This is a genomic window from uncultured Pseudoflavonifractor sp., from assembly GCF_944387275.1.
Taxonomy (GTDB): Bacteria; Bacillota; Clostridia; order Oscillospirales; family Oscillospiraceae; genus Pseudoflavonifractor; species Pseudoflavonifractor intestinihominis.
In genome coordinates this window covers 50,077-74,945 of sequence record NZ_CALXEG010000009.1, presented here as the reverse complement: position 1 = coordinate 74,945, position 24,869 = coordinate 50,077, and the positions used below count along the sequence as shown (strand labels likewise).

The 24,869-nt window shown below is 63.7% G+C and carries 17 protein-coding genes; 11 read left to right on the top strand and 6 right to left on the bottom strand.

Translation table 11 applies throughout. From position 1 onward, the window contains the following. Both Q0K23_RS03930 and Q0K23_RS03925 read right to left on the bottom strand, forming a co-directional pair. A partial coding sequence (locus Q0K23_RS03930; RefSeq protein WP_294518094.1) for a glycoside hydrolase family 3 C-terminal domain-containing protein occupies positions 1 to 4,365 on the bottom strand: 4,365 nt, incomplete at its 3' end. A gap of 137 nt (positions 4,366 to 4,502) precedes the next feature. After that, a complete protein-coding gene (locus Q0K23_RS03925) occupies positions 4,503 to 5,840 on the bottom strand; it encodes an ABC transporter substrate-binding protein (protein WP_294518092.1) in 1,338 nt (445 codons plus the stop codon). A gap of 366 nt (positions 5,841 to 6,206) precedes the next feature. Here Q0K23_RS03925 and Q0K23_RS03920 point away from each other — a divergent pair, with 366 nt between their 5' ends. The 7 genes from Q0K23_RS03920 (at position 6,207) to Q0K23_RS03890 (ending at position 14,619) form a co-directional block, all read left to right on the top strand. Further along, positions 6,207 to 7,850, top strand: coding sequence for a glycoside hydrolase family 43 protein (locus Q0K23_RS03920; protein ID WP_294518091.1), 1,644 nt, complete (start codon positions 6,207 to 6,209; stop codon positions 7,848 to 7,850). A gap of 427 nt (positions 7,851 to 8,277) precedes the next feature. Next, entirely contained in the window at positions 8,278 to 9,402 is a 1,125-nt protein-coding gene (locus Q0K23_RS03915; protein WP_294518096.1) for an ABC transporter substrate-binding protein, read from the top strand. A gap of 25 nt (positions 9,403 to 9,427) precedes the next feature. Then, positions 9,428 to 10,285 (top strand): response regulator, encoded by an 858-nt coding sequence (locus Q0K23_RS03910; protein WP_294518089.1) that lies wholly within the window; start codon positions 9,428 to 9,430, stop codon positions 10,283 to 10,285. After that, entirely contained in the window at positions 10,266 to 12,056 is a 1,791-nt protein-coding gene (locus Q0K23_RS03905) for a sensor histidine kinase (RefSeq protein ID WP_294518087.1), read from the top strand. The genes Q0K23_RS03910 and Q0K23_RS03905 overlap by 20 nt, the downstream gene beginning before the upstream one ends. A gap of 144 nt (positions 12,057 to 12,200) precedes the next feature. After that, entirely contained in the window at positions 12,201 to 13,115 is a 915-nt protein-coding gene (locus Q0K23_RS03900) for a carbohydrate ABC transporter permease (RefSeq protein WP_294518084.1), read from the top strand. Next, positions 13,090 to 13,926, top strand: coding sequence for a carbohydrate ABC transporter permease (locus Q0K23_RS03895; RefSeq protein ID WP_294518082.1), 837 nt, complete (start codon positions 13,090 to 13,092; stop codon positions 13,924 to 13,926). The genes Q0K23_RS03900 and Q0K23_RS03895 overlap by 26 nt, the downstream gene beginning before the upstream one ends. Before the next feature lie 33 nt (positions 13,927 to 13,959). Next, positions 13,960 to 14,619 carry a YesL family protein gene (locus Q0K23_RS03890; protein WP_294518079.1) on the top strand — a complete coding sequence of 220 codons (660 nt, stop codon included), beginning with the start codon at positions 13,960 to 13,962 and terminating at the stop codon, positions 14,617 to 14,619. A 136-nt stretch (positions 14,620 to 14,755) separates the two neighbouring features. Here Q0K23_RS03890 and Q0K23_RS03885 read toward each other — a convergent pair whose 3' ends face one another. Beyond that, on the bottom strand, positions 14,756 to 15,127 hold the full coding sequence (locus tag Q0K23_RS03885) for a hypothetical protein (protein ID WP_294518077.1): 372 nt from the start codon (positions 15,125 to 15,127) through the stop codon (positions 14,756 to 14,758). A 47-nt stretch (positions 15,128 to 15,174) separates the two neighbouring features. Here Q0K23_RS03885 and Q0K23_RS03880 point away from each other — a divergent pair, with 47 nt between their 5' ends. The 4 genes from Q0K23_RS03880 (at position 15,175) to Q0K23_RS03865 (ending at position 21,380) form a co-directional block, all read left to right on the top strand. After that, complete coding sequence (locus tag Q0K23_RS03880) at positions 15,175 to 15,885, top strand: LytTR family DNA-binding domain-containing protein (RefSeq protein ID WP_294518075.1); 711 nt, start codon at positions 15,175 to 15,177, stop codon at positions 15,883 to 15,885. Continuing rightward, positions 15,882 to 17,156 (top strand): ATP-binding protein, encoded by a 1,275-nt coding sequence (locus Q0K23_RS03875; protein WP_294518073.1) that lies wholly within the window; start codon positions 15,882 to 15,884, stop codon positions 17,154 to 17,156. Before Q0K23_RS03880 ends, Q0K23_RS03875 begins: the two co-directional genes overlap by 4 nt. Before the next feature lie 205 nt (positions 17,157 to 17,361). Continuing rightward, positions 17,362 to 20,271 carry a glycoside hydrolase family 3 N-terminal domain-containing protein gene (locus tag Q0K23_RS03870; protein WP_294518072.1) on the top strand — a complete coding sequence of 970 codons (2,910 nt, stop codon included), beginning with the start codon at positions 17,362 to 17,364 and terminating at the stop codon, positions 20,269 to 20,271. Positions 20,272 to 20,576: 305 nt separating this feature from the next. Then, a complete protein-coding gene (locus Q0K23_RS03865) occupies positions 20,577 to 21,380 on the top strand; it encodes a MurR/RpiR family transcriptional regulator (protein WP_294518070.1) in 804 nt (267 codons plus the stop codon). A gap of 71 nt (positions 21,381 to 21,451) precedes the next feature. Here the strand turns inward: Q0K23_RS03865 and Q0K23_RS03860 are convergent, their stop codons facing one another. From Q0K23_RS03860 to Q0K23_RS03850, 3 genes are read right to left on the bottom strand one after another with little or no spacing between them, the layout of a single operon-like run. Further along, a complete protein-coding gene (locus tag Q0K23_RS03860; protein ID WP_294518068.1) occupies positions 21,452 to 22,816 on the bottom strand; it encodes an MATE family efflux transporter in 1,365 nt (454 codons plus the stop codon). A 3-nt stretch (positions 22,817 to 22,819) separates the two neighbouring features. Then, positions 22,820 to 23,698, bottom strand: a complete 879-nt coding sequence (locus tag Q0K23_RS03855) for a DUF4438 domain-containing protein (protein WP_294518066.1) — start codon at positions 23,696 to 23,698, stop codon at positions 22,820 to 22,822. A 17-nt stretch (positions 23,699 to 23,715) separates the two neighbouring features. Beyond that, positions 23,716 to 24,804 (bottom strand): M42 family metallopeptidase, encoded by a 1,089-nt coding sequence (locus Q0K23_RS03850; protein WP_294518064.1) that lies wholly within the window; start codon positions 24,802 to 24,804, stop codon positions 23,716 to 23,718. Positions 24,805 to 24,869: the final 65 nt, after the last annotated feature.

The following is a 24,869-nucleotide window of genomic DNA, read 5'->3' as shown; positions in this document are numbered from 1 at the left end:
AACAGTGACGATCTGGGCGCGGGTGCAGGTCACGTCGGGGCTGAAGGTGGTGTCGGAGGTGCCCAGGGTGATGCCCTGCTCCACAGCCCAGCGGACCGCGTCGGCGTAGAAAGCGCCGTCGGCCACGTCGGTGAAGGGCAGCGTCTCATTGACGGGGGCGGGAGAACCGGCCATCCGCCAGAGGAAGGTGACCATCTGGGAACGGGTGCAGATGATGTCGGGGCCGAAGGTGGTGTCGGAGGTGCCCAGGGTGATGCCCTTCTCAACGGCCCACTGGACCGCGTCGGCGTAGAAGCTGCCGGCGGGCACATCGGTGAAGTCCGTGGCCCCGGCGGAGGCAGGGGAGCCGGCCGCACGCCACAGGAAGGTGACGATCTCAGAGCGGGTGCAGGCCAGGTCGGGGCTGAAGGTGGTGTCGGAGGTGCCCAGGGTGATGCCCTTCTCAACGGCCCACTTCACGGCCTCGGTGTACCAGGTGCCGTCGGGCACGTCGGTAAAGGCGGGGGTGTCGGGGGTGTCGGTCTCGCCGGGGTCCTGGGTGCTGCCGCCGGTGGAACCGCCGCCGGTAGAGCCGCCGCCAGTGGAACCGCCGGAGCTGGCGCTCACGGTGACCACACAGGTGGCCGTCTTGCCGCCGTCCTCGGTGGTGACGGTGATATTGGCGGTGCCGGCGCCCACAGCGGTGACCTTGCCGCCGTCAACAGTGGCCACGGACTGGTTGTCGCTGCTCCAGGTCACGTTCTGGTTGGTGGCGTTGTCGGGCTCCACAGTGGCGGTCAGGGTCAGGGTGCCGCCCACGGTGAGGGAGGCGGTCTCCCGGTCCAGCTTCACGCCGGTGACGCCGACAGTGGCGGTCTTGGCGCTGAAGGAGGACAGGCGCAGCTCGGGATTCTGGAACACGAAGTAGAGGGTCTCATTGCCCAGGCCGCTGACATCTTCCAGGTCGGCGGTCACGGTCTCAAAGGCCTGCTCGGTGATGGTGGTACCGGTGAAGTCTCCAGCGTCGGAGTCCTTCAGCACATAGGTGGTGGACTCAGTGACGGGCACCTGGGCGGTGGCCAGCAGCTGGCCGTCGGGGCTGCCTAGGTGGATCTCGATGGAGCCGGCCTCGTCCTTGGAGGCCACTTCCAGGGTCAGCTCTTCCAGGTTGGCCAGGTTGACGTTGGCAACGGCGACCCAGGAGCCGGCGTTCTTGGACACCACGGTGTAGTAGCCGTCGGTGACGCTGTCGGCCTTCAGGCTGTCGATGGTGCTCTGGCGGCTGTACTCACGGTAGTAGACGTTGTCGGCGGCAAAGGCGCTGGCAAACACGTCGGTGCGGCCGGAGGCGTCCAGAACGCCCAGCTCCTCGCCGTTGACGGTGATATCCTTGGTCTGCTGGATATTCTCGGAGGAACGGCCGGCCATCAGGGTGTAGCTGCCGGAGAGGACGGTCAGGTCCTGGTTGTCGGCGGTGTAGACGGCAAAGTCCTTGGGGTCCACGGTCAGGTCCACGAAGGCGCTGGAGACGGCGGGGACCTCCACCTTCTCAAAGGCGACCAGCTGCTTCTCGGGGGCGGCATCGCCGTAGGGGGAGTTCTTGGCGGCGATGTACAGCTCCACCACCTCGGTGGTGGGCTCCTGGCCCAGGTTGGCCACTTCCACGGTGACGGTGAAGGTGCCGTCGGCGTTGACGGTGCTGGGGGCGGAGATGCTGCGGTACTCCACGTCGCCGTAGGACAGGCCGTAGCCGAACTCGTAGGTCACATAGTCGTCCTTGTCGGCCTCGTCCAGGTACATGTAGGTCAGGCCGGTGTCATAGGGGTCGCCGTTGGTCATGAGCACGTCGCGGGCGGGGTCCAGGTCGTCCAGGGTGATGCCCTCCTTCTCCCAGCCGTTGTAGATGATGGACTGGTCGATGTCGGGCAGCACTTCGGTGGAGTTGTACCAGGTGTTGACCAGGCGGCCGCTGGGCTCGGCGTCGCCGTAGAGCAGCTGGGCCAGAGCCAGGCCCTCGTACTGGCCGGCATAGGGCTGATAGAGGATAGCGCCGATGTTGGCGTCGTCCTCCAGGGGCTGGAGGTTCACGGGGCTGGAGACCTTGACCACGACCACGGTCTTGCCGGGGTACTGCTCAGCCACCGCGCTGCACAGCGCGTACTGCTCGGCACCCAGGTCCAGGTCCACGCGGTCGGTGCCCTCACCGGCGGAGAGGCGGGGAGACACGCCGATGACCACGATGGCCGCGTCGCCGTCGGTGTACACGTCGGCGGCCACGTCGCTGACCACCTCAGCAGTGAAGACGGTGTCCTCGGTGCGGACGCTGTCCACGTTGTCCGCGCTGCCGGCGGGCTCCTTGTAGGAGATGTTGCCGCTCTCGTCCACGCACAGGTAGACGGCCTCGGTGTAATAGGACTCCTCAAACTCGTTGAAGAAGCCGCCGGTGAAGGTGTTGGCCAGCAGGCGGAAGGAGTTGGACGCCTCGTCCACGTACTCGCGGCGCATGTTGCCGGGCATGGTGGAGGAGGTGACCTTGCTGCCGGAGGTCTTGCCGGCGCCCAGGTGGAAGGCGTCATCCGCCAGGGAGATGCCCGCGGTCTGGCCGCGGCCGCCGGCGGAGTAGGTCAGCCACTTGCCGGTGGTGGTCTCCTGGAGGCTGATGCTGTCGTCCTGGCCCCAGGCGTAGACGTTGAACACGGCCACGTCGCCGTCCACCTGGGTGCCCAGCTTGCCGGAGGCGTCGATCTTGATGTACTCGTCGCCTGCCTTGAGCTTGATCTGCTCGGTGCCGGCAGTGTAGTGGAGGGCTTCCTCGTCCTTGCCGGTGATCTCCATGATGCCGCCCAGAGTGGTGAGGCCCATGTTCTCGCCGGCGTAGGTGGTGCCGGCGTAGGTGGTGGTGAAGAGGGCGTCGGCCATCTGGCCGGTGACCACCACGTCGGCGTCCTTGTCCAGGGGGAGGACGCCGTTGTTCTTCAGCAGGACGGCGCTCTCCTGGGCCATGGCCAGGGACACGGCCTGATGGTCCTCATTGGTGTAGTCGTAGACGGTGCCGTCATCGGTGACGATGTAGGAGAAGGGGAAGTCCTTGACCGCGCCGTTTTCATCCCGCTCGTTGAGGATGCCGCCGCGGATCTGGTTGATGACCGCGCCCTTGGCCTGCTCCACGAAGTCGTCGGCGGTGACGCCCAGCTTACCGGTCTGGATGGCGTACACGGTGGCGTAGATGTCGTCGCACTGGGTGTCGGCGGTGTTCTGCTGGTAGCCGGCGGAGGCGTTGGCCAGGGCCTGGGCCAGGATCTGCTCCACCCGCAGGGTCCAGTAGCTGTCCATGTAGTCGTTGCCCAGACGGCTCTGGGGGGCGGTCTCAGCGCCGTTGTCGTTGATGGTGCTGATGGGGTAGTCGGACAGGCTCTTGACGTAGGCGATCAGGGGGGACATGCCGTTGGGCACGTAGTTGGTGGTGCCGTAGCTGGTCATGAAGCAGCCGAAGTTGTTGTTCTCAAAGCCCTTGTAGGTGCTGCGGGTCACATACTCCAGCAGGCCCCGGGCGCTGTTGTAGAAGCTGCCGCTGTTGCGCTGCCACTGGGCCAGGTAGTTGGAGAAGTGCTTGGTGTCCACAAAGGCCATCTGCCAGAAGCCGTCGTCACTGGTCTCCTGGTCGTGGCCGGTGACGCCGGCGGCCATGGTGTCGGACATGATGCTGGCCAGATAGGGGTCCTCGGAGTAGCCTTCGTCAATACGGCCGGAGAGGGGGTTGGACCGGATATCGGTCAGGGCGGTGGAGACCATCTGGTTGGCGTTGGACAGGTAGCTGCCGTCCTTGCCGGTCAGGGCGCTGGAGTCCTTATACAGCTTCTCCGTGCCCACCACCTGGCCTTCCTCGGCCACCAGGTCCTTGTTCCAGGTCTGGCCCACGCCGATCTGGGCGGGGAAGTTGGTGGAGATGCCCTGGACGCCCTCGGGGGAGGAGAACTTGGGGGAGCCGGGGATCACCTTGCCGGCGTTGTCGTTCTCCCAGGTGATGGTCTTGCCGGCCAGGTTGGCGTCTCCGTAGCCCTCGGTGAAGGTGTAGGTGTTCACCAGGGTGTAGTCGCCCCGCTTCTCCAGGGCGATACGGACCATGCCGTCCAGGCCGATGTAGTCCATGTAGACATCCAGGTACTCGTCCAGGTGGTCGGGCTCGGCGTCAAACAGGGGCAGGCCCTGATAGGTGCCCTCGGTCTCCCGCTGGAAGGTGACGCCCTGGTAGGTCACAGTGTCGTCTGTGTAGACGATGGCGTTTTCGGACGCTTCGGCGGCCATTGCGGCCATGGGCAGCATAGACAGGGCCATGACGCCCGCCAGGGATGCGGATAGCAACTTTTTCCACGTTCTTGCTTTCATTTTGTTCTCCCTTCCAATATAAAATTCGCATACGGGTCATTGGCTCGGCGGGATTCCGCCGCTGTGGGCTTCACCTCCTCCGGAGTGGTAAGAACGCCTCCGTCCCGGCGATGCCGGGACGGAGACAGAACATCCGGTTAGGGGATCACGCTGCCCAGGTTGGCGAAGTAGTCGTCGATGGAGATCATGCCGCTGAGCACCTCAACGGTGGAGTCCTCGCAGACGGTCTTGTACTCGCTGTTGCCCAGGTCGTTGTAGGTCATGCCGGTGATGCCGGTGGCGTTGTTCAGGGCGTTGATGATGTCGGTCTGGAGGGCGGTCTCATTGCCGGTGAGGTAGGCGCTGAAGTCCTGGGCGGACATGCACACGCCGTTCTCCCAGGAGAGCTTGGACCAGTTCTCGGGCAGGAACATGTAGTTGAGCAGGTCCACGGCGGCGTCCTTGACCTGAGAGGAGGCGGACACGGCGTAGCCGCCGCCGTTGTAGGCGCCGATGACGCCCTGGCCGTCGCCGTCCACGTCGGGCATGGTGAAGTAGCCCACCTCAAAGTCGGGGCTCATGGACATCTCCCAGCTGCCCATGAAGAACATGGCGGCCTGGCTGTTGGTGAACAGGTTCATGGCGGTGGCGTAGTCGGTGGTCTCAAAGCCGGTCTGGAAGAGCACGGGGGCCTGCTCCACAGCGTCGGTCATGACGGTGTTCCACACGGGGTCGGAGTAGTCGCCGGTCTTGACGGAGTTGAGCATGATGTTGTAGGTGTCATTGCCGGAGATGGTGCCCACCATGCAGTTGATGAAGTGGGCCAGAGGCCACTTGTCCTGGCCGTCCATGGCCACGGGGATGATGCCCGCGTCCTGGAAGGTCTGGGCGGCGGTCAGCAGCTCATCCCAGGTGGTGGGAATCTCCAGGTTGTACTGGGCAAACAGGTCCTTGTTGTAGTAGAAGCCCAGCACGTCGGTGTTTCTGGGCAGGCCGTAGAGCTTGCCGTCGTAGGTCACGCCGTCCAGGGAGCCCTCGCTGAAGCCGTAGTCGGTGTAGTCGTCGGCGTTGAGCTCGGCCAGCACGCCGGCCTCCACCACCTCGTCCAGGAAGGAGGGGGAGCACCAGATGTTGACCAGGTCGGGCATGCTGCTGCCGGCGGCGTAGGCCTTGAACTTGGTCTTGTAGCTCTCGTCGTCCAGAGCCTCCACTTCAATGGTGACGTTGGGGTGCTCGCTCATATAGTTGTCGAACAGGGTCTGCTCGATGAGGCCCTGGCCGGTGGTGCGGTCGGTCAGGTTGGAGAACACCTTGATGGTGACGGGGTCCTCGCTGCCGCCGGTGGGCGCGGACTGGGATGCGGAGGGGGAGGGAGCGTTGCTGGCGGAGGGAGCCGTGCTGGAGGTGTCGTCCGGCGTACCGCAGCCGGCCATGGTGCCCAGGAGCAGAGCGGCGCATAGAGCAGAAGCGAAGCGTTTTTTCCATGTGGTTTTCATTCTGTTGTTCCTCCTACTGTTTTTATTTTTGGTGCCGGACCCGGCTGTCTGCGCCGGGCGCCCTTGATGGATAAGTCAATTTTAACGAAACCCACCCGGTGCTGCCACCTAGCCTGTTGTCACAAATGTTGAATTTATTTACCTGGTGCCCCTGGCGCCATGCCGGGGGGAGGGCCGGGGCGTTCCGCTCCAGACCCGGGGAAAAAGGGGCGGAACACCTGTGCCGGAGGGGCGCAGCGGCGGGAAAAAGTAGAATTTCCCCACAAAATAGTCATGCCGTCCGGTTGCCTTTTCCCGCCCGGCGTGACATGCTTGGAGACACAGCGGCCACAGGCCGCCACAAGAGAAGAAAGAGAGGCGGAAACGGTGAAAAATCCTGTTTTACCCGGTTTTCATGCAGATCCCTGTCTGTGCCGCAGAGGGGACGACTACTATCTGGCGGTGTCCTCCTTTGAGTGGTTCCCCGGCGTGCCCATCTACCACTCCCGGGACATGAAGCACTGGAAGCTGCTCACCCACGCCCTGACGGACGACCGGGCCGTGGATCTGCGCCGTCTGCCCTCCGCCAAGGGGGTGTGGGCCCCCTGCCTGACCTGGTGCGAGGCCGACGGCCTCTTTTACCTGGTGTACAGCGTGATGAACTCCATGGAGGCCCGGTATTTTGACGTGAACAACTATGTCATCACCGCCAGGGAGATCACCGGCCCGTGGAGCCAGCCGGTCTACCTCCACTCGGCGGGATTTGACGGCTCCATGCTCCACGACAGCGACGGGAAAAAGTACGTGGTGGCCCTGGAGTGGGAGACCCGGCCCCAGTACGAGAAGCCGGGGGCCATCTGCCTGGTGGAGTACGACCCGGTGAAAAAGGCGGTGGTGGGCCTGCCCAAACGGATCTACACCGGCGGAACGGACCGGGGCTGCATCGAGGGCCCCCACCTGTACCGCCGCGGGGACTGGTACTACCTGATGTGCGCCGAGGGCGGCACGGGATACGCCCACTGCGTCACCATGGCCCGGTCGAAAAACGTGTGGGGCCCCTATGAGCCCGACCCGGAGAACCCCATCCTCACCTCCGTGCCCGGGGACATCAAGGAGCGGCAGGACTGGGACCACCTCAAGCCCCGGTACTTCAACCCCAACACCCTGCTGCAGAAGGCGGGCCACGGCAGCTATGTGGAGACCTCCCTGGGGGAGGTGTATCTGGCCCATCTGTGCGCCCGGCCCTTTGTGCCCGAGCTCAGGTGCACCCTGGGGCGGGAGACCGCCCTGCAGAAATTCGAGTGGACGGAGGACGGCTGGCTCCGCCTGTGCGGGGGCGGGAACCTGGCCAAGGAGGACTTTGTGCCCAGCGCCCTGCCCGACGCGCCCGTGGAGGAGGTCCCCGAGCAGGACGACTTCACAGGTCCCGAACTGGCCAAATATTGGTACGCGCCCCGCCGGTCTCCGGAGCGGTTTGCCTCCCTTGAGCGGGCGGGGGGGCTGTGCCTGCGGGGCGGGGAGTCCCTGTGCTCCCTCCACGAGGTGAGCCTGCTGGCCCGCAAGCTCACCTCCGTGCAGGCGTCGGCGGTCACCAAGCTGACCTTTACCCCCACCCGCTACCAGCACAGCGCCGGGCTGGCGGTCTACTACGACAACATGAACTACGCCTACCTGGAGAAGACCTGGAGCGAGGCCCTGGGCGGCCCGGTGCTGATGGTGCGGCGGCTGGAGAACGGCGTGCGCACCGACTGCCCGGAGGAGGGCGTGGCCGCGCCGGCGGGCACGGTCTGGCTGAGGGTGGAGATCGCCGGGCGGAAGACCAGCTTCTCCTGGTCCGGGGACGGCGTGCACTACCAGGCCATCGGCCCTGAGATCGACACCTCCACCTTCTCCGACGAGTACTGTAAATACGGGGAGTTCACCGGCACCTTTGTGGGCCTGGCCTGCGAGGACGGCATCCTCCACAGCAATCCCGCAGAATTCGCCTTTTTCCGCTATCATGCGGACCTGGACGCGCCTGTGGGGCCCTGAGCGGCCTGGGGCGAAAGAAAAGCAGCGAAGGCCAGCGCCGGAAACGGCGCTGGCCTTCGCTGTGCCCCCACGGGGAAAGAGGTAAAAATATTCTACATTTTGATTGAAGTCTTCTCTCTGCGAAAAAAGGGGAAACCCCATATTATATATTATGACAATACCTGCCGCTATCTCATGACATAGACACAGTTTCCCCTGCTGCTATTGAAAATCCTGTCTGCGCCTTGTTATAATGGACAAAGAAAAAGGGGACGCGGCCGGATGAACGGTCGAGTTGTACAAGGAGGAGCTGGAGATGAGAAGACTGTGGGCTGGGCTTCTGTTTGGCTGTGTTGCGGCGATCTTGGCGGGCTGCACCGTACCGTCCGGACCTCCCGGCTCTATGCCGCCGGAGGAGACCGCCGGAGAGGCAGGGCACGTGCTGAATATGGTGGCCCTCAGCTCTGCAGGGAACACGCTGCAGGAGGCTGTGGACGATTTCAACGCGGACAACCCCTACGGCGTCACCATCGAGCTGACCAGCTATACCATGAGCACATATAAGCAGATGGTTTCCACCTCAGCGGCCATCAATGAGATGCCCGACCTGTTTTTCACCTGGGAGGCCGGGTATCTCAAGCCCTTTGTGGAAAAAGGGAAGGTGCTGGAGATCGAGGAACTGAGCGCCGGGACGGGGACGTGGTACGAGAGCTTCAAACCGGGGGCGTTCGACAACCTGACCTTTGACGGTAAGGTGTACGCGGTGCCGCTGCAGGAGGTCATGGTGGTGGTGGTATACAACCGGGACCTGTTCCGGCAGCTGGGCGTGGAGCCGCCCCGGGACTGGCAGGCGTTTATGGATCTGTGCGCGGCCTTTCAGAGCGCGGGCGTGGTGCCGCTGGCGGTGAACAACAGCGGCAGCTGGGAGGCGGGCCAGCTCCTGATGGCGGTGCTGGCGGGCAGCGGCGGCTGCGGCGTCTATGAGACGCTGCGGGAGAGCGACGACTGGACCGATGCCCGGCTGCTGGACGCCATGGACACATTGGAGCAGCTGTATGACCTGGGCTATGCCGCCGGAACAGATACGAGCATCTCCCAGGCCCTGATCGACGGAAAGGCGGCCATGACGGTGCTGGGTAGCTGGGACTTGTCCTGGCTGGCGGACCGGGAGGATCTGGGGGCCTTTCTCCTTCCGGCCAAGGAGGAGGAGTGCGCGGGGACCGTGGTGGGCTCCATTGACCAGTGCTATGGGATCTCCAGCGACTGCCCGGACCCGGAGGCGGCGCTGGCCTTTTTAAAGCTGCTCAGCGGCGAGAAGTACCAGCTGGAGCTGGCGGAGGAGAGCGGGCAGGTCCCGGCCACCCGGGTGGAGGGGTACCGCACCGACTCGCCGCTGATGGCGGAGGTGCAGGGCCTGTACCAGCAGGTGACGGGACAGATCCTCTGGGCGGACCGGGGATTCGGCCACGAGAAGGGGGAGGCCTTCAACCGGGCTGCCCTGGCCATCCTCAACGGGGACCCCGCCGACCAGCAGGCGGAGATCCTGGCGGAACAGATCAGAAGCGGGTCGTAGACAGAGAAAAGGGAGGACGGACACTGTGGCGGAAGAACTGGTAACACTGCTGATCTCTGACGATGAGCCGGCCATTCGGAACGGCCTGGCCTCTTTGCCCTGGGCGGAGCACGGGATCACCCTGCTGGGTACGGCCCGCAACGGCATTGAGACGCTGCGCCTTACGGAGGAGAACAAGGTGGATATTTTCCTCATGGACATCCGGATGCCCGGTATGTCGGGCATGGAGGTGGGCGAGGCGGTGCTGCAGCGCAACCCCCAGGCCCGGGTCATCTTCCTCAGCGGCTACGGGGAGTTTGAGTACGCCCGCCGGGCCCTGGCCATGCAGGCCTACGACTACCTGCTCAAGCCGTCCAGCCCCAGCGAGATCCTGAAGTGCGTGGAGCGGGCCCGGGACCAGGTGCTCCGCCAGCGGGAGAGGGAGCGGGCCAGCCAGACCATGACCCAGGACCTGAAGAACATGTCGGTGCTGGTGGCGGCCAGCCAGCTGGTGGACCAGGCGGAGGAGGAGCCGGGGGAGCAGGACATCGTGCGGATCGTGGAGTACATCTCCCAGCACTACCAGGAGCCCCTGTCCCTGGCCTCCCTGGCGGAGCACTTTCACTTCAACGCGGTGTACCTGAGCCGGTACATCAAGAACCACTCCGGGTACACCTTTACGGAGATCCTCACCCAGATCCGCATGTACCGGGCGGCCCAGCTGCTCAAGACCACCACCCTGAAGAACGGGGAGATCTGCGAGCGGATCGGCATGAGCGATGAGCGGTACTGGGGACAGGTATTCAAAAAATTGTATGGGGTAACGCCAAATGAGTACAGACGGCAAAAGCGCGCCCTCGGGCAGAACCCGGTGGCTGCGATCCTTGGAAAAGAGCCTGACTGACAGGGCGGGCAAGGCGGAGAGACGGCTCCACCACAGCTTCCGCCTGAAAATCACGCTGTCCTTTATTATTCTGCTGCTGGTGTTCATGTTCGCCATCGCCATTGAGATGTACTGCTACACCAGGCAGGCCATGGTGGAGAAGACCCGGACCTACATGCGCAGCGCGGCAGAGGCGTGCAGCGTGAACATCGACAGCTCCATCCGGGAGATCGAGGATGTGACCCTGAGCATCATCGGCAACGCCACCATCCAGGCGGCGCTGGACAGCAGCGCGCGGGACGATCTGACCTACTACGAACAGTATCAGCTCACCCAGAGCATCCAGGACTACCTGAGCAGCTACGCGCTGCTGCGGCTGGAGGTGCAGTCCCTGTGCATCCAGTCCACCAGCGGGGAGGTCTACTCCTACAGCAAGAACCGCCAGCCCTTCCAGGAGATGCTGGAGGCCCATGAGGAGGAGCTCTACCAGCTGGACGGAAAGGTGAAGTGGTTCATCTCCAACCCGGAGGGGACCATGCTCTCCTGTGCCAGGGCCATCAACTCCCTGTCCGACCTGTCCACCATCGGGATCGTGACGGTGAACATTGCGGAGTCCTACATCCGCTCCTTTTACAGTGAGATGACCCTCCCCGCCGCGGGAGAGGTGTACATCATTGACGGGGACAACACCATCATCTCCTCCTACAACGGGGAGAATCTGGGCAGCACCATCGACGAGGCGTTCTGGGAGGTGCTGGACGGCGGCGGGGACACCTACACCGAGCTGGACAACGGGGATACGGTGTACGCCAGCGACTGGATGACCAACCGCTGGCGGCTGGTCATGACCATTCCCGCGTCCTACTATATGTCCGGCGTGGCCAGGATCGGGGTCATCATCTTTCTCTCCGCCATCATCATGGCGGTGATCGCCGCGGCCCTCGTGTCCATGATGGCCAAGCACCTGACCAGGCCCATCAACGAGCTGGCCTGCGCCATGACCGATTTCGGCAACGGCGATTTTAACGTCAGGAGCACGGTGAACTCCTCCGATGAGATCGGCATCCTCAGCGACACCTTCAACCGCATGGTGGAGGACATGAACAACCTGTGCGACCGGGTGTACGAGCAGCAGATCCTCCGGCAGGACGCGGAACTCAAGACCTTACAGATGCAGATCAACCCCCACTTCCTGTACAACACCCTGGACACCATCAACTGGATGTCCCGGGCCAAGGGGGTGGACGACGTGGGCGAGATGGCCTACGCCCTGGGCTGTCTGCTGCGCCACTCCCTGTCCCGGGGGGATTTCACCACCCTGGAGCACGAGCTCAACGCCCTGGAGTACTATCTCAAGATCCAGAACTACCGGTACAGCGACAAGCTGACCGCGGTCATTGACATCGACCCCTCGTTTTACAACATCGACATCCCCAAGCTGCTCATCCAGCCCATTGTGGAGAATGCCATCGTCCACGGCATCGAGGAGAAGCTGGACAGCGGCACGGTGCGGATCTGGGCGGAGATGGACGGCACCCGGGACGTGCTCATCCGGGTGGAGGACGACGGCGTGGGCATGTCCCCCGAGACCCTCCAGCGGATCCTCCGGAACACCCAGGACACCGGCTACCGGGGGCGGCCCCACATCGGCGTGGCCAATGTGGACAAGCGCATCCGCATGTACTACGGGGAGGGGTACGGCCTGGAGATCCAGAGCGAACTGGGGAAGGGCACCCGGGTCACCCTGCGCATCAAGGCCCTGCGGGAGCCGCCCGACGCGGAGCCCATGTAGTTTTTTGCCCCGGCAGGGGGAGGTTAAATTTCTCAACACTTTGGATAAACCGGGCTGTATTCGTCCAAAGGCCTTCTTGGTATGATAGTGGTGCGGGTGGGAAGCCGCTTACCGCCTGCGAAGAAAAACGAGAAGGTGAGAGAGATGCATAAGCTGTACAGCAATAAGCTCGTGATATTCAGCTTGGTGCTGCCAGGGCTGCTGACATTCTTCGTGGCCATCCTGGCGCCTATCCTGCTGAGTATTTACTACAGCCTGACAGAGTACTCCGGATTGGGCGAGGCGGTGTTTATCGGGCTGAAGAACTACGTTGACCTCTTCCAGGACCCGGTGTTCTGGCGTGCCCTGCTCAACTCCCTCCTGCTGGCGGTGGGATTTGTGTGCATCCAGCACCCCATTGCCATTTTCGTGGCCCTGAAGCTGGACAAACTCCAGCGGCGGAGCGAGGGCATCCTGCGCTGCATCTATTTTATCCCCAACGTGATTTCCGTGGCGGTCATCGCCTACCTGTGGAAGTTCATCTACAACCCCAACTTCGGCCTGCTGCAGAAGATTCTGGAGTTTTTCGGCTACCAGGGCAAGTTCAACGCCCTGGGCTCCGGCTCCGCCATCTGGGCGGTGCTGGTGGTGCTGATCTGGCACGGCTTCGGCTGGGGCATGCTGATCTACTACACGGGCATCAAGAACATCGACCCGGTGGTCTATGAGGCGGCCGCCATTGACGGCGCCAGCGGCAAGAACACGTTCTTCTACATCACCCTGCCGCTGATGAAGCCGGTCATCAAGTACAACGTGACGCTGGCCATCATCAGCGCCCTCAAGCAGATGGAGACGGTCTACCTGCTGACCAACGGCGGCCCGGGCAATGAGACCCAGTTCATGGCCACCTATCTCTACAAGCAGGCCTTCAACTCCTACAAGTACGGCTATGGCAACGCCATCAGCGTTGTATTCATTGTCATCTGCCTGGCGGCCACAGTGCTGCTCAACCGGGCCTTTGCCGAGCGGGATGAGAAGAAGGGGGGGAAGCGCCATGCGAAAGCAGCGCTGGAGCATTAGTCGCGTCATCGGCGCCATAGCGCTGATCCTCCTGGCGGTCATCCAGCTCTTCCCCCTGATCTGGCTGGTGGACTTCTCTCTGTGCAAGAGCGACCAGCTCTTTACCAGCGGCATCCTGGTCTGGCCGGAGGAGTTCCAGTGGGGCAACTACGTCACCGCCCTCACCGAGAGCAACTTCCTCCACTATCTCTTCAACAGCATCCTGGTCAACGCCCTGGCGGTCATTCTGGTCATCATCATCGCCATCATGGCCTCCTTCGCCTGCACCCGCATGCACTGGAAGCTGCGGGGGCCCACGTCCATCCTGCTCATGATGGGCCTGATGATCCCCATCCACGCCACGCTGCTGCCCAACTACATGATCTTTGACCGGGTGGGCATCCTGGACACGCTGTTTGCCCTGCTCATCCCCTATGTGGCCTTCTCCCTGCCCCAGGGCTTCTTCCTCACTTCTAGCTACATGGACTCGGTGCCCAGAGAGCTGGAGGAGGCGGCTATCATGGACGGCTGCGGCATCTACCGCACCCTGCTGGTGATCGTGCTGCCCATGATGAAGGCGTCCATCGCCACGGTGGCCATCATGACCTACCTGAACAACTGGAACGAGTTCATCATGGCCATGACCTTCCTCAGCAGCCCCACCTGGAAGACCCTGCCCTTTGCCATCCTGGAGTTTACCGGACAGTATTCCTCCGACTACGCCATCCAGTTCGCGGTCATGACCTTGTCCGCCCTGCCCGCCATCATCATCTACATCTGCCTGAACAAGCACATCACCAAGGGCGTGGCCATGGGCGCGGTGAAGGGCTGACCCCGGCACACGGGAGAAAGGAACCCTGCGGATATGAAAGGATTTTTCCGGTATGACGGGCCGTTTTTCAGCACCATGAGCCGGGTGTTCGACCTGGTGGTCCTCAACTGGCTCTGGCTGCTGCTGAGCCTGCCCATCGTCACCATCGGCGCATCCACCACGGCCCTGTACACCGTCACCCTGCGCATGGCCCGGGACGAGGACAGCCACAACATCAGGAGCTTTTTCCAGGCCTTTGCCGGCAACTTCAAGCGCGCCACCCTGCTGTGGGTGCTGTACGCCCTGGTGGGCGGCTGGCTGCTGGCGGGCGCCTATGCCATGAGCCACGGGGCGGTCCCTGTTCTCAAGGGGCTGGCCATCGTGGAGGCCGGACTGTTCCTCATCCTGCTGTTGGGCCTGCTCTACCTGTTCCCCCTCCAGGCCCGGTTTATCAACTCGGTGCGGGGGACCATTGCGGCGGCCCAGACCCTGGCCCTGCGCCACCTGCCCGCATCCCTGCTTATGGTGGCCATCGTGGCCGCACAGGTGCTGCTGGCCGCCTACGCCGCCCCTCTGCGGGGCTGGCTGGTGCTGTTTTGGGTGATGCTGGGGGCGTCCGGTACGGCGTTCCTCTGCTCCAAGGTGCTGGAGTCCGTGTTCCGGAAGGAACTGGGGCAGAAGGAGCGCGACCCGGTCCCGGCTGTCCGGAATTGACGCCCGGCGCTGTCGGACAAATAAATATGACATCCAGTCCTGTCTGATTGGGAGAGCACGACGCGGGGCGGTCCATTGGGCCGCCCCGCGTCGTAATTCTGTCCGCCTCCGGCAGAGCCGCGTGTTCCGGTGGGGCTCAGGCGGGACACTGCCTGCCTGTGTGGTCGATGGTGTAGTCCGTGCCGCAGGTGCCGGGGAGGATGAGCTGGGAGATGGGCACAAAGGTGTAGCCCTCCTGGAGCAGGGTCTCCAGAATGGTGGGCAGGGCCTCGAGGGTGTGGAGGGCGGCGTTGTGGAAGAGCACGATGGACCCGGGCTGTACCTTGCTGGTGACCCGCTGGACGATCTCCGAAGCGGGCAGGTCCTTCCAGTCCAGACTGTCACGGTCCCAAACAGCTTCAAGCCCCTGGGGCCCGCCGCCTCTGGGGCCCAAAGGCGGCGGGCTGGGAAAGCGGACCGAGAAGAGAATGGTGGAAAAAAGATACCGGGTATGGTAAGATATCTCCAAAAAATTGGTTCTGTTCCCTGCGAGCGGGGCAGAGCGGGAGGGATATCATGGTACGCATCGCCATCGCGGAGGACGACCCCGCCTACCGGGCCACGCTGGAGGAGTATCTGGAGCGGTACCGGAGGGAAAACGGCCTGGAGGCAGAGGTGACCGCCTTTTCCGACGGGCTGGCCCTGACCGAAGGCTACCGCCCGGTGTACGACCTGCTGCTGCTGGACATCGAGATGCCCAACCTGGACGGCATGTCGGCGGCGGAGAAGATCCGCGCCGCCGACCCGGAGGTGGTCATCATCTTCATCACCAATATGGCCCAGTACGCCATCAAGGGGTATCAGGTGGACGCCCTGGACTACGTACTCAAGCCGGTGAGCTACGCGGCCTTTGCCTTCAAGATGAAGAAGGCCCTGGCCATGATCCGCCGCCGGGAGGGAGCGGACGTGGTGATCCACATGGCGGGGGGCCTGCGGCGGATGAATGCCGACGAGATCCGGTATGTGGAGGTGGTGTCCCACAAGCTCTACCTCCACACCGGGGACGGCGTGCTGTCCGTGCCCGGCACCCTGCGGGATATGGAGGTCCAGCTGGAGGGACGGCACTTTGTCCGCTGCAACAAGTGCTACCTGGTCAACCTGCGCCACGTCCGGGAGGTGCGGCAGAACACGGTGGACGTGGGCGGGGAACAGCTGCTCATCAGCCGCCCCAGGAAAAAGGAGTTTCTCCAGGCCCTGACCGACTATCTGGGAGGTGGGGGCATATGATCGCGCTCTCCGCGCTGTGGGACTGGGCGGTAAATTACCTGGGCTTCGCTCTGGAGCTGTCGCTGGCCTGCGTGCTGTACATGCTTCCGCTCAACAAGCGGCCCGGCTTTTCCCTCCGCCTGGCGGCGGGCATCCTGCTGATGCTGGCTTTTGCCGGGCTGATCCCCCGCTCCCTGCTGCGCTATCTGCTGGAGTTCGCCGCCGCTGCCGTGCTGGTGTGGGGCTGCTGCGACCTGTCCTTCTGGGACGCTCTGTACTGTGCTGTGTGCGGATATGCCACCCAGCACTTCGCCTTCTGCTGCCACACCTGGCTCAACCGCACGGTGGGCGGACTGGCACGGTGGTACTATCCCGCCAAGCTGGCCACCTTCCTGGCGGTGTACCTGGCGTTCTTCTTCCTGATCGCCCGGCGGCTGCCCGAGAAAGGGCGGTACAACGCCGGCGCCAGGCAGTCCCTGTTCTCCCTGCTGCTCATCCTCACCTGCACTATCCTGCTGAGCAACTATGTCACCTCCCGCATCGTGGCGGGCACGGCGGCCGAGGACCTGTATATCTGCTTCCTCTACGCCATGCTCTGCTGCTTTGCGGCCCTGTGGCTCCAGGTGCTGCTCCAGCGGCAGTCCCGTCTCCAGCGGGAAATGGACCTGAAGGAACGGCTCTGGCACCAGCAGAAGGCCCAGTACCACATCACCAAGGAGAACATCGCCCTCATCAACCGGAAGTGCCACGACCTCAAGCACCAGATCGCCGCCCTGGCCCGTCCGGAGGCCGACGGAGCCCGGAGCGGCTACTTGAAGGAGCTGGAGGACTCCATCCAGATCTACGACTGTACGGTCAAGACGGGCAGCGAGGTGCTGGACACCGTGCTCACCGAGAAGAAGCTGTACTGTGAGGCCCACCAGATCAACATGACCTGTGTGGCCGACGGCAGCAAGCTGGGCTTTATGGACCCGGTGGACGTGTACGCCATGCTGGGCAACGCCATCGACAACGCCATCGAGGCGGTCAGCGGCCTGCCCGACCCGGAGCAGCGGCTCATCGCCGTGTCGGTGTGGACGGGCCGGGGGCTGCTCCTCCTCCAGTTCGAGAACTACTTTGACCACGCCCTGACCTTTGAGGACGGCCTGCCCGCCACCACCAAGGCCAGGGACGGGTATCACGGCTTCGGCATCCCCAGCATCCGCTCCACCGCCGAGAAGTACGGCGGCTGCATGACCCTCCACGCCGAGGACGGCCTCTTCGTCCTCCGGGTGTCCATCCCCCTGCCTTGAACCTGCGCCCCCTCCCCCTGCCGGGAGGGGGCTTTTTGCAGTTGGGGCAGAAAAAGCGACAGTTGGGGCCGGACCTCTGGACGTTCTGAAAAGAGCTGATATACTGTGCAATATCAGCTGTGTCCGGGCACAAAGTGAAAAAACATGAGGAGCGAGGAAAGCGCGCCCCGCCCCTGTGTTTCCCTTCAAGGAGGAATGGAATACAATGCAAAAGCGAAAGAAGTGGAGCAACAAGCTCTTTGCCGGACTGTGGGGCGCTGTGCTGGCCATTGTCCTTGTGGCGCTGATCATCGCCAACGTCGTGGCCCTCAACTACGCCACCATCATCACCACCTACTTCGGACACACCACCAGCAAGGTGGAAAACGGCAACGACTCCGCCATCTACTACGAGAGCGACTATGCCTCCGACGAGGACCTGTACCAGGCCGGCCTGGAGATGTGCGAGACCGTGGAGGGCGAGGGCCTGGTGCTGCTGAAGAACGAGGATGACGCCCTGCCCCTGGGCGAGGGGATGAAGGTCAGCCTCTTCTCCGAGTCCTCCGTGGACCTGATCTACGGCGGCACCGGCTCCGGCAGCGTGGACACCTCCACCGCCAAGGATCTGAAGACCGTCTTTGAGGACGTGGGCTATGAGGTCAACGGCACCCTGTGGGACTTCTACAAGGGCAACCACGAGACCTACTCCCGCTCCAACCCCAGCATTTTTGCCAGCCAGAACAACTTCGCCATCAACGAGTGCCCCGTCAGCGAGTATACCCAGGAGGTGAAGGACTCCTTCGCCCAGTACAGCGACGCGGCCATCGTGGTCATCGCCCGCTCCGGCGGTGAGGGCGACGATCTGTCCCGCCAGCTGGACGAGAGCGAGGGCGGCGGCACCTATCTGGAGCTGACCACCCAGGAGAAGGAAATGCTGGAGATGGTGGCCGGCGCCGGATTCGGCAAGATCGTGGTGCTCATCAACTCCTGCAACGCCATGGAGCTGGGCTTCCTGGACCAGGCCGAGTACGGCATTGACGCCTGCATCTGGATGGGCGCTGCCGGCCAGAACGGCCTGAGCGCCGTGGCCGCCGCCGTCAAGGGCGACATCAACCCCTCCGGCCACCTGGTGGACACCTACGCCTACGACTCCCTCAGCTCCCCCGCCATGCAGAACTTCGGCGGCCTGGAGTACACCAACGGCTCCGAGCTGGACAACCTGTCCGAGAGCTACTTCGGCGTCATGACCCAGTACACCGGCAAGAACTACGTGGTGTACCAGGAGGGCATCTACGTGGGCTACCGGTACTACGAGACCCGGTATGAGGACGCCGTCATGGGCACCGGCAACGCCGGCGACTACGACTACGCCTCCACCGTCCAGTTCCCCTTCGGCTACGGCATGAGCTACACCACCTTTGAGCACAGCAACTTCACCTTCACCCCCAACGGCGACACCCTTACCGTCACCGTGGACGTGACCAACACCGGCTCTGTGGCCGGCAAGGACGTGGTCCAGATCTACTTCCAGTCCCCCTACACCGACTACGACAAGGCCAACGGCATTGAGAAGGCCTCCGTGGAGCTGTGCGGCTTTGCCAAGACCGGCGAGCTGGCCCCCGGCGAGACCGAGACCGTCACCGTTGAGGTGAACAAGGAGGAGCTGCGCACCTACGACGCCGACGGCGCCAAGACCTATATCCTGGACGCCGGCGACTACTACTTCGCCGAGGGCGACAACGCCCACGAGGCCCTGAACAACATCCTGGCCGCCAAGGGCTACACCACTGCCGACGGCATGACCGCCAACGGCGACGCCGACAAGGCCGCCAAGTGGACCCAGAGCACCCTGGACACCACCACCTACTCCGTCAGCGACACCGGCGTGGCCATCACCAACCAGTTTGACAGCGCCGACATCCAGCACTACTACCCCGACATCACCTACCTGACCCGCAGCGACTGGGAGGGCACCTTCCCCCAGACCCTGGAGCTCACCGCCACCGAGGAGCTGAAGGCCGATCTGGCCGCCGGTCCCGACACCAGCGAGGAGGGCTACACCATGCCCACCATGGGCGCGGACAACGGCCTCACCGCCGCCATGCTCATCGGCAAGGACCACGACGACCCCATGTGGGACGACCTGCTGGACCAGATGACCGCGGATGAGATGATCACCCTGGTGAGCCTGGGCGGCTACCGCACCACCCAGGTCAACTCCATCTCCTACCTGGGCACCACCGACCAGGACGGCCCTGCCGGCATCTCCGCCACTCTGGTGGGCGGCGGCACCAAGTGCATGGCCTACCCCGCCGAGGTGGTCATGGCCGCCACCTGGAACGTGTCCCTCATCAATGAGCTGGGCGTCCTCATCGGCGAGGACGGCCTCCACGGCGGCGTCACCGGCTGGTACGCCCCCGCCATGAACACCCACCGCACCCCCTACACCGGCCGCAACTTCGAGTACTTCTCCGAGGACGGCTTCCTGGCCGGCCAGATGGGTGCCGCCGAGGTTCAGGGCGTCCAGAGCAAGGGCATCTTCTGCTACATCAAGCACTTCGCCCTCAACGACCAGGAGACCAACCGCAAGGGCGTGGCCACCTTCTCCAACGAGCAGGCCATCCGCGAGATCTACCTGACCCCCTTTGAGAACTCCGTCCGCTCCGGCGGCGCCAAGGCGGTCATGACCTCCCACAACCGCATCGGCGCCACCTGGGCCGCCGGCTGCTCCGCCCTGAACAACAACGTGCTCCGGGACGAGTGGGGCTTCACCGGCCACATCGTCACCGACTACGTGGGCACCCCCGTCTACCAGTCCGCCCTCCAGGCCGTGCTGGCGGGCAACGACATGATGCTCTCCACCTCTGCCGCCAACGAGAACATCAGCCCCTACAAGAACAACGCCCATGTCATGACCGCCGTCCGTGAGGCCTGCCACAACATCCTCTACACCGGCGTCAACAGCGCCGCCATGAACGGCGTGGACGAGAACACCCGCATCGTCAGCGTCCTGCCTCTGTGGCAGACCTGGCTCATCGCCTTCGACTGCGTGGTGGCCGCCCTGATCCTGGTGGGCGTGGTGTGCATCGTCCGCCGCTGCCGCAAGAATACCGCCGCTCAGACCGGCAAGCAGTAATTTTTTCCCATTCCCGCCACCGCCCCCGCGCCCAACGGCGCGGGGGCGGTTTTTAAAAATGGGTATTGGGATGCAGACGTCTTTCAGTTCCCTCCTGCCTGCCCGGACGGGGCGGCGGGAAAACAGGGCAGAGCCTCAGTTGCAAACAGCGGCGGCAATTGGTATAATAAAACCAATATAGAACAGCGCGTTGAAAATATCTCCGGAAGCGAAAAAAACGCTGCCGGGCGGCGCTTCCGCACCGGAAAGAATACCGGCGCGGCGGGCGGAGACCGTCCGGTCAATGGGGATGGGGGAGCGAAACAGTGAACTTTTTGGAGCGGTTGGAGTACCATTCTTCCAGGCTGACCAACACGGAGCGGAAAATATCCGAGTATGTCCTGACCCACCAGTCGGAGACGGTCCGGGTGAATATTGCCGAGCTGGCCCAGCTGTGTGAGGCGTCCCGTTCGGCGGTGCTGCGGTTTACGCAGAAACTGGGGTATTCCGGGTTCACAGAGTTCCGGTACGATTTCTCCCTGTTTGTCCATGCGGGCCTGGTGACCCACAGCGAGAGCCCCAACCGGGTCCAGCTGGTGGCCTCCTACTACGAGACCACCATACGGAAGATCTCCGAGTGCATCAATGACAGCCAGCTGGGCGAGATCACCGAGCAGATCATCCGGGCCCGGCGGGTGAAGATTTTTGGCATGAACCGGAATGGATACAGCGCCCAGCAGCTGCGCCACCACTTCCACACCCTGAACTTTGACGCCGAGGCGGTCACCGAGGACGTGCTGGTGCGGGACCTGTCGGCCGCGGGCAGAAAGGGGGACGTGCACATCTACTTCTCGGTCAGCGGCGAGACGCCGGTGATCCGGGAGGCCATTCAGTCCTCCTTTCAGCAGGGTGTGACCACCGTGCTGATCACCATGCACCGGGACAGCCAGATGGCGCCCTACGCCACCTACCAGGTGGTGCTCCCCTCCACCCGGACCGTGACCACAGAGTATTTTCTGGACCAGCAGGCCATCAACTTTGTGTTTATTGAGATTTTGATCGTCTTTCTGGGCAACAGCCTGGCCCTGGCGGAGGAGAAGGCGCGCAGCGGCCAGAAGAGCGAGACGTGAATAAAGCCGTGGATGCAAAACACCCCTGAACACGCAAGTGTTCAGGGGTGTTTTTGTGTGTTGTATGGCGGTTACGCAGGGCTGGACAGGGGCGCGCTGAGCTTTTTGCGGTAGAAAGAGAAGAAGCAGGCGCCGCCGATGGCGGTGGAGACGATATCGGCCACCGGCTCGGCGGCCAGTACCGCCAGCACCTGATCGCCCTGAAAGAGCACGGGGAAGAGATAGATCAGGGGGATCAGGAGGATGACCTTGCGGAACACGGCGAAGAACAGGGAGCTTTTGGCGTTGCCCAGGGCGATGTAGGCCTGCTGGCAGGCGTTGAAGGCCCCGTAGCAGATCATGCCGAAGAAGTAGACCCGCAGCATGGTGGGGCCGGCGGCCAGGGTCTCCGGGTCGGCGGTGAACATCCGCAGGAACAGGGAGGGGAAGGCCAGCACGGCCACGGCGCACAGCAGCGTCCAGCCCCAGCAGGTGAGCAGCTCCAGACGGAAGGCGGAGCGCACCCGGTCCAGCTTGCCGGCGCCGTAGTTGTAGCCCAGGATGGGCTGGGCGCCGTCGGTAAAGCCGTGGGTCATCAGCTGGGCCATCTGCCAGACGCTGTTCATAATGGTCATCACGCTGACAGCCAGGTCCCCGCCGAACCGGTAGAGCTGGTTGTTGAAGGCGATGGACAGCAGGCTTTCGGTCAGCTTCATGATAAAGGGGGACACGCCCAGCAGCATGATCTGCCACAGAATGGACCAGTCGGGCCTCATCAGGGACCAGCGCAGCCGCAGGGTGCTGCCGCCCACCAGGAGAAAGCGCATGACCATCACGGCGGACACGCCCTGGGAGATGACGGTGGCCAGGGCGGCGCCCGCCACGTCCATATGCAGGCCGTAGATCATAATGGGGTCCAGCACCACGTTGAGCAGCGCGCCGGTGGCCACGGTGAGCATGCCCATTTTGGCAAAGCCCTGGGTGTTGATATAGGCGTTCATGCCCACGGAGATCTGGACGAAGAAGGTGCCGCAGATGTAGATCCGCAGGTAGGAGAGGGCGTACTCCAGGGTGGTATCCCGGGCGCCGAAGGCGTAGAGCAGGGGCCGGCCGAAGGCCAGGCACACCGCCATGATCACTGCGCCCACGGCCATCAGGGCGCTGAAGCTGTTGGACATGATGTGCTCGCCCTTTTCTGTCTCGCCGCGGCCCAGGCAGATGGCGCACAGAGGGGCGCCGCCGTTGCCCAGCAGGGCGGTGAAGGCGGTGACGATCAGGGAGATGGGGGCGGTGATGCCGATGGCGGCCATCATGCTCCGGCTGTCCGGGAGCTGGCCGATGTAGATCCGGTCCACCATGTTGTAGATGACGGTCACGATCTGGGCCAGGATGGACGGGCCTGCCAGGGAGAAGAAGATGCTGCGGATGCTGCCGGTTCCCAGTTTGACAGTATCCATGGGTTACCCGGGCTGTTTGGTGCCCAGATAGAAGGCGATGTTGGCGTTCCGGTCCAGCTTAGGCACCAGCACCGGCTCACGGCAGGTCATGATGGGGGTGACGCCGGGGCCGTGGCCGGCCAGATGGGAATCGCCGTGGATGATCACGCCCACCGTGCCGGAGCCCCGCAGGTAGTCCGGGCCGTGGAAGCACTGGTGGTCCTGGATGAACACCAGGTCGCCGAAGCGGAGGTCCTCCAGGTGGAACTCGGCCCGGGAGGCGGGGTCGCGGGTCATGATGTCGTAGTCGCTGCCGAAGACCTCCATGGCGCCCAGGCCGGAGCCCATGAGGTAGGCGGGGATCACGGCGGACACGGGCACCACCAGATGGCCGTCCTCCTCCTGGATGTTCAGCTTGTCAAAGAGGCCGGGGTCCACGCTCATCAGCTTGACCTGGGGGTAGTCCAGCAGGGCCAGGCCCTGGCCGTAGGCCTTGACCAGGATCTTGTCGTCGCAGACCATCTTGTTCAGGGTCTCCTGGGAGAACCAGATCATCACGTGGTCGATGCCGCCGTGGGTGCCGGTGACAAAGCCCTTGTCGCCGGCGGCCTTGCCGGTGACCACCTCCGCCACGTTGCCGATGCAGGACAGGTGGGTGTAGGCCCGGTTCTCGATGTCGTCGGCGTTCTTGGAGCTGACGCCGGGCTCGATGTGGTCGCCCACCAGGCCCATGCAGCTGTCGCCGATCTCAATGTCGTAGGTGATGGCGCCGTGGGCGGGGGTGAAGCGGGCGCCGCCGTCGCTGCCCACCCGGTAGACCTTCTGAGGGGTGAGGACGGGGTGATGGACCCGGCCCATGACGGACTGGCGGACGATTTTGTCCCGGTTGGTAGCCAGACTCATAGCAAAGACTTCCTTTCTTATGCGTTGTTGTTGCGGTAGCGCTCCAGCTTCTCCCGGTCCAGCTGGGAGACAAAGGCGGTGACCGCCTCCAGACAGTGGAGATAGTCTCCGGCGTCGATCATCAGGCTGCCGGTGTGGACGTTGCGGGCGCAGATGCAGGCAGTGAGGGCGGGCACGGCCAGGCCGGAGGTGTTGATACACCCGGCGTCGGTGCCGCCCTTGGACTGGTGGAACTGATAGGGGATATTCCGGCTGCGGAGCAGGTCCAGGTAGTCGAGAAACATGGTGCGGTTGGGCAGATAGGTGCCGTCGGCGAAGCGGACCATGACGCCCTGGCCGATGCCGCCGTAGGGGGGCTCGAAGCGCTCCACGTCGTTGGCGGCGGTGCAGTCCAGGATGATGGCCAGGTCGGGGTTGACCAGGTTGGAGGCGGTGCGGGCGCCCCGGAGGCCCACCTCCTCCTGCACGTCGGCGCCCACATACAGGTCAAAGGGCAATTCCACGTCCCGCAGGCTGCGCAGCAGCTCCACGCCCAGAATACAGCCGAAGCGGTCGTCCCAGGCTTTGGAGAGCAGCCGCCGGCCGCCGTTGAGCACCTCAAAGGGGCCGTCCACTACGATCTGACAGCCCTCCAGCACGCCCTGGCTCCTGGCGTCCTCCTCACTGAGAAAGCCGAAGTCCAGATAGAGCTGATCCAGGGGGACCCGGCTGTTGCCGATCCGCTCCCGGAGGACCTTGGTGGACAGGGCGGAGACGCAGCCCCGGAATTCCCGGCCCTGGTCGGTGCGCATGCGCACCCGGGCGCCGGGGAGCACGTCATCCCACAGCCCGCCGATGATGTGGGCCCGGATCAGGCCGTTGGGGCGGATCTGGCGGACCACCAGGCCCACCTCGTCGCTGTGGGCGGCCACCATCACCCGGAAGGGATCGGGCGCTTTGGAGCGCTTGACGGCAAAGAGTGAGCCGTTGTAGTCGCGGACGACCTGGTCGGCCACGTCTTTGTAGTAGTCTGCCAGCAGGCGGCACACCTGCCGTTCCTGACCGGAGACTCCGATGGCCTGGGTGAGCGTCTCCATCAGTGAGAGGGTTTCAGATGAGCAATTCATATCGGTTCCTTTCCTCAGCCCGTAATGGGGAACCAAACGGCGCGCCGGAGTTGGCGCGCCGTTTG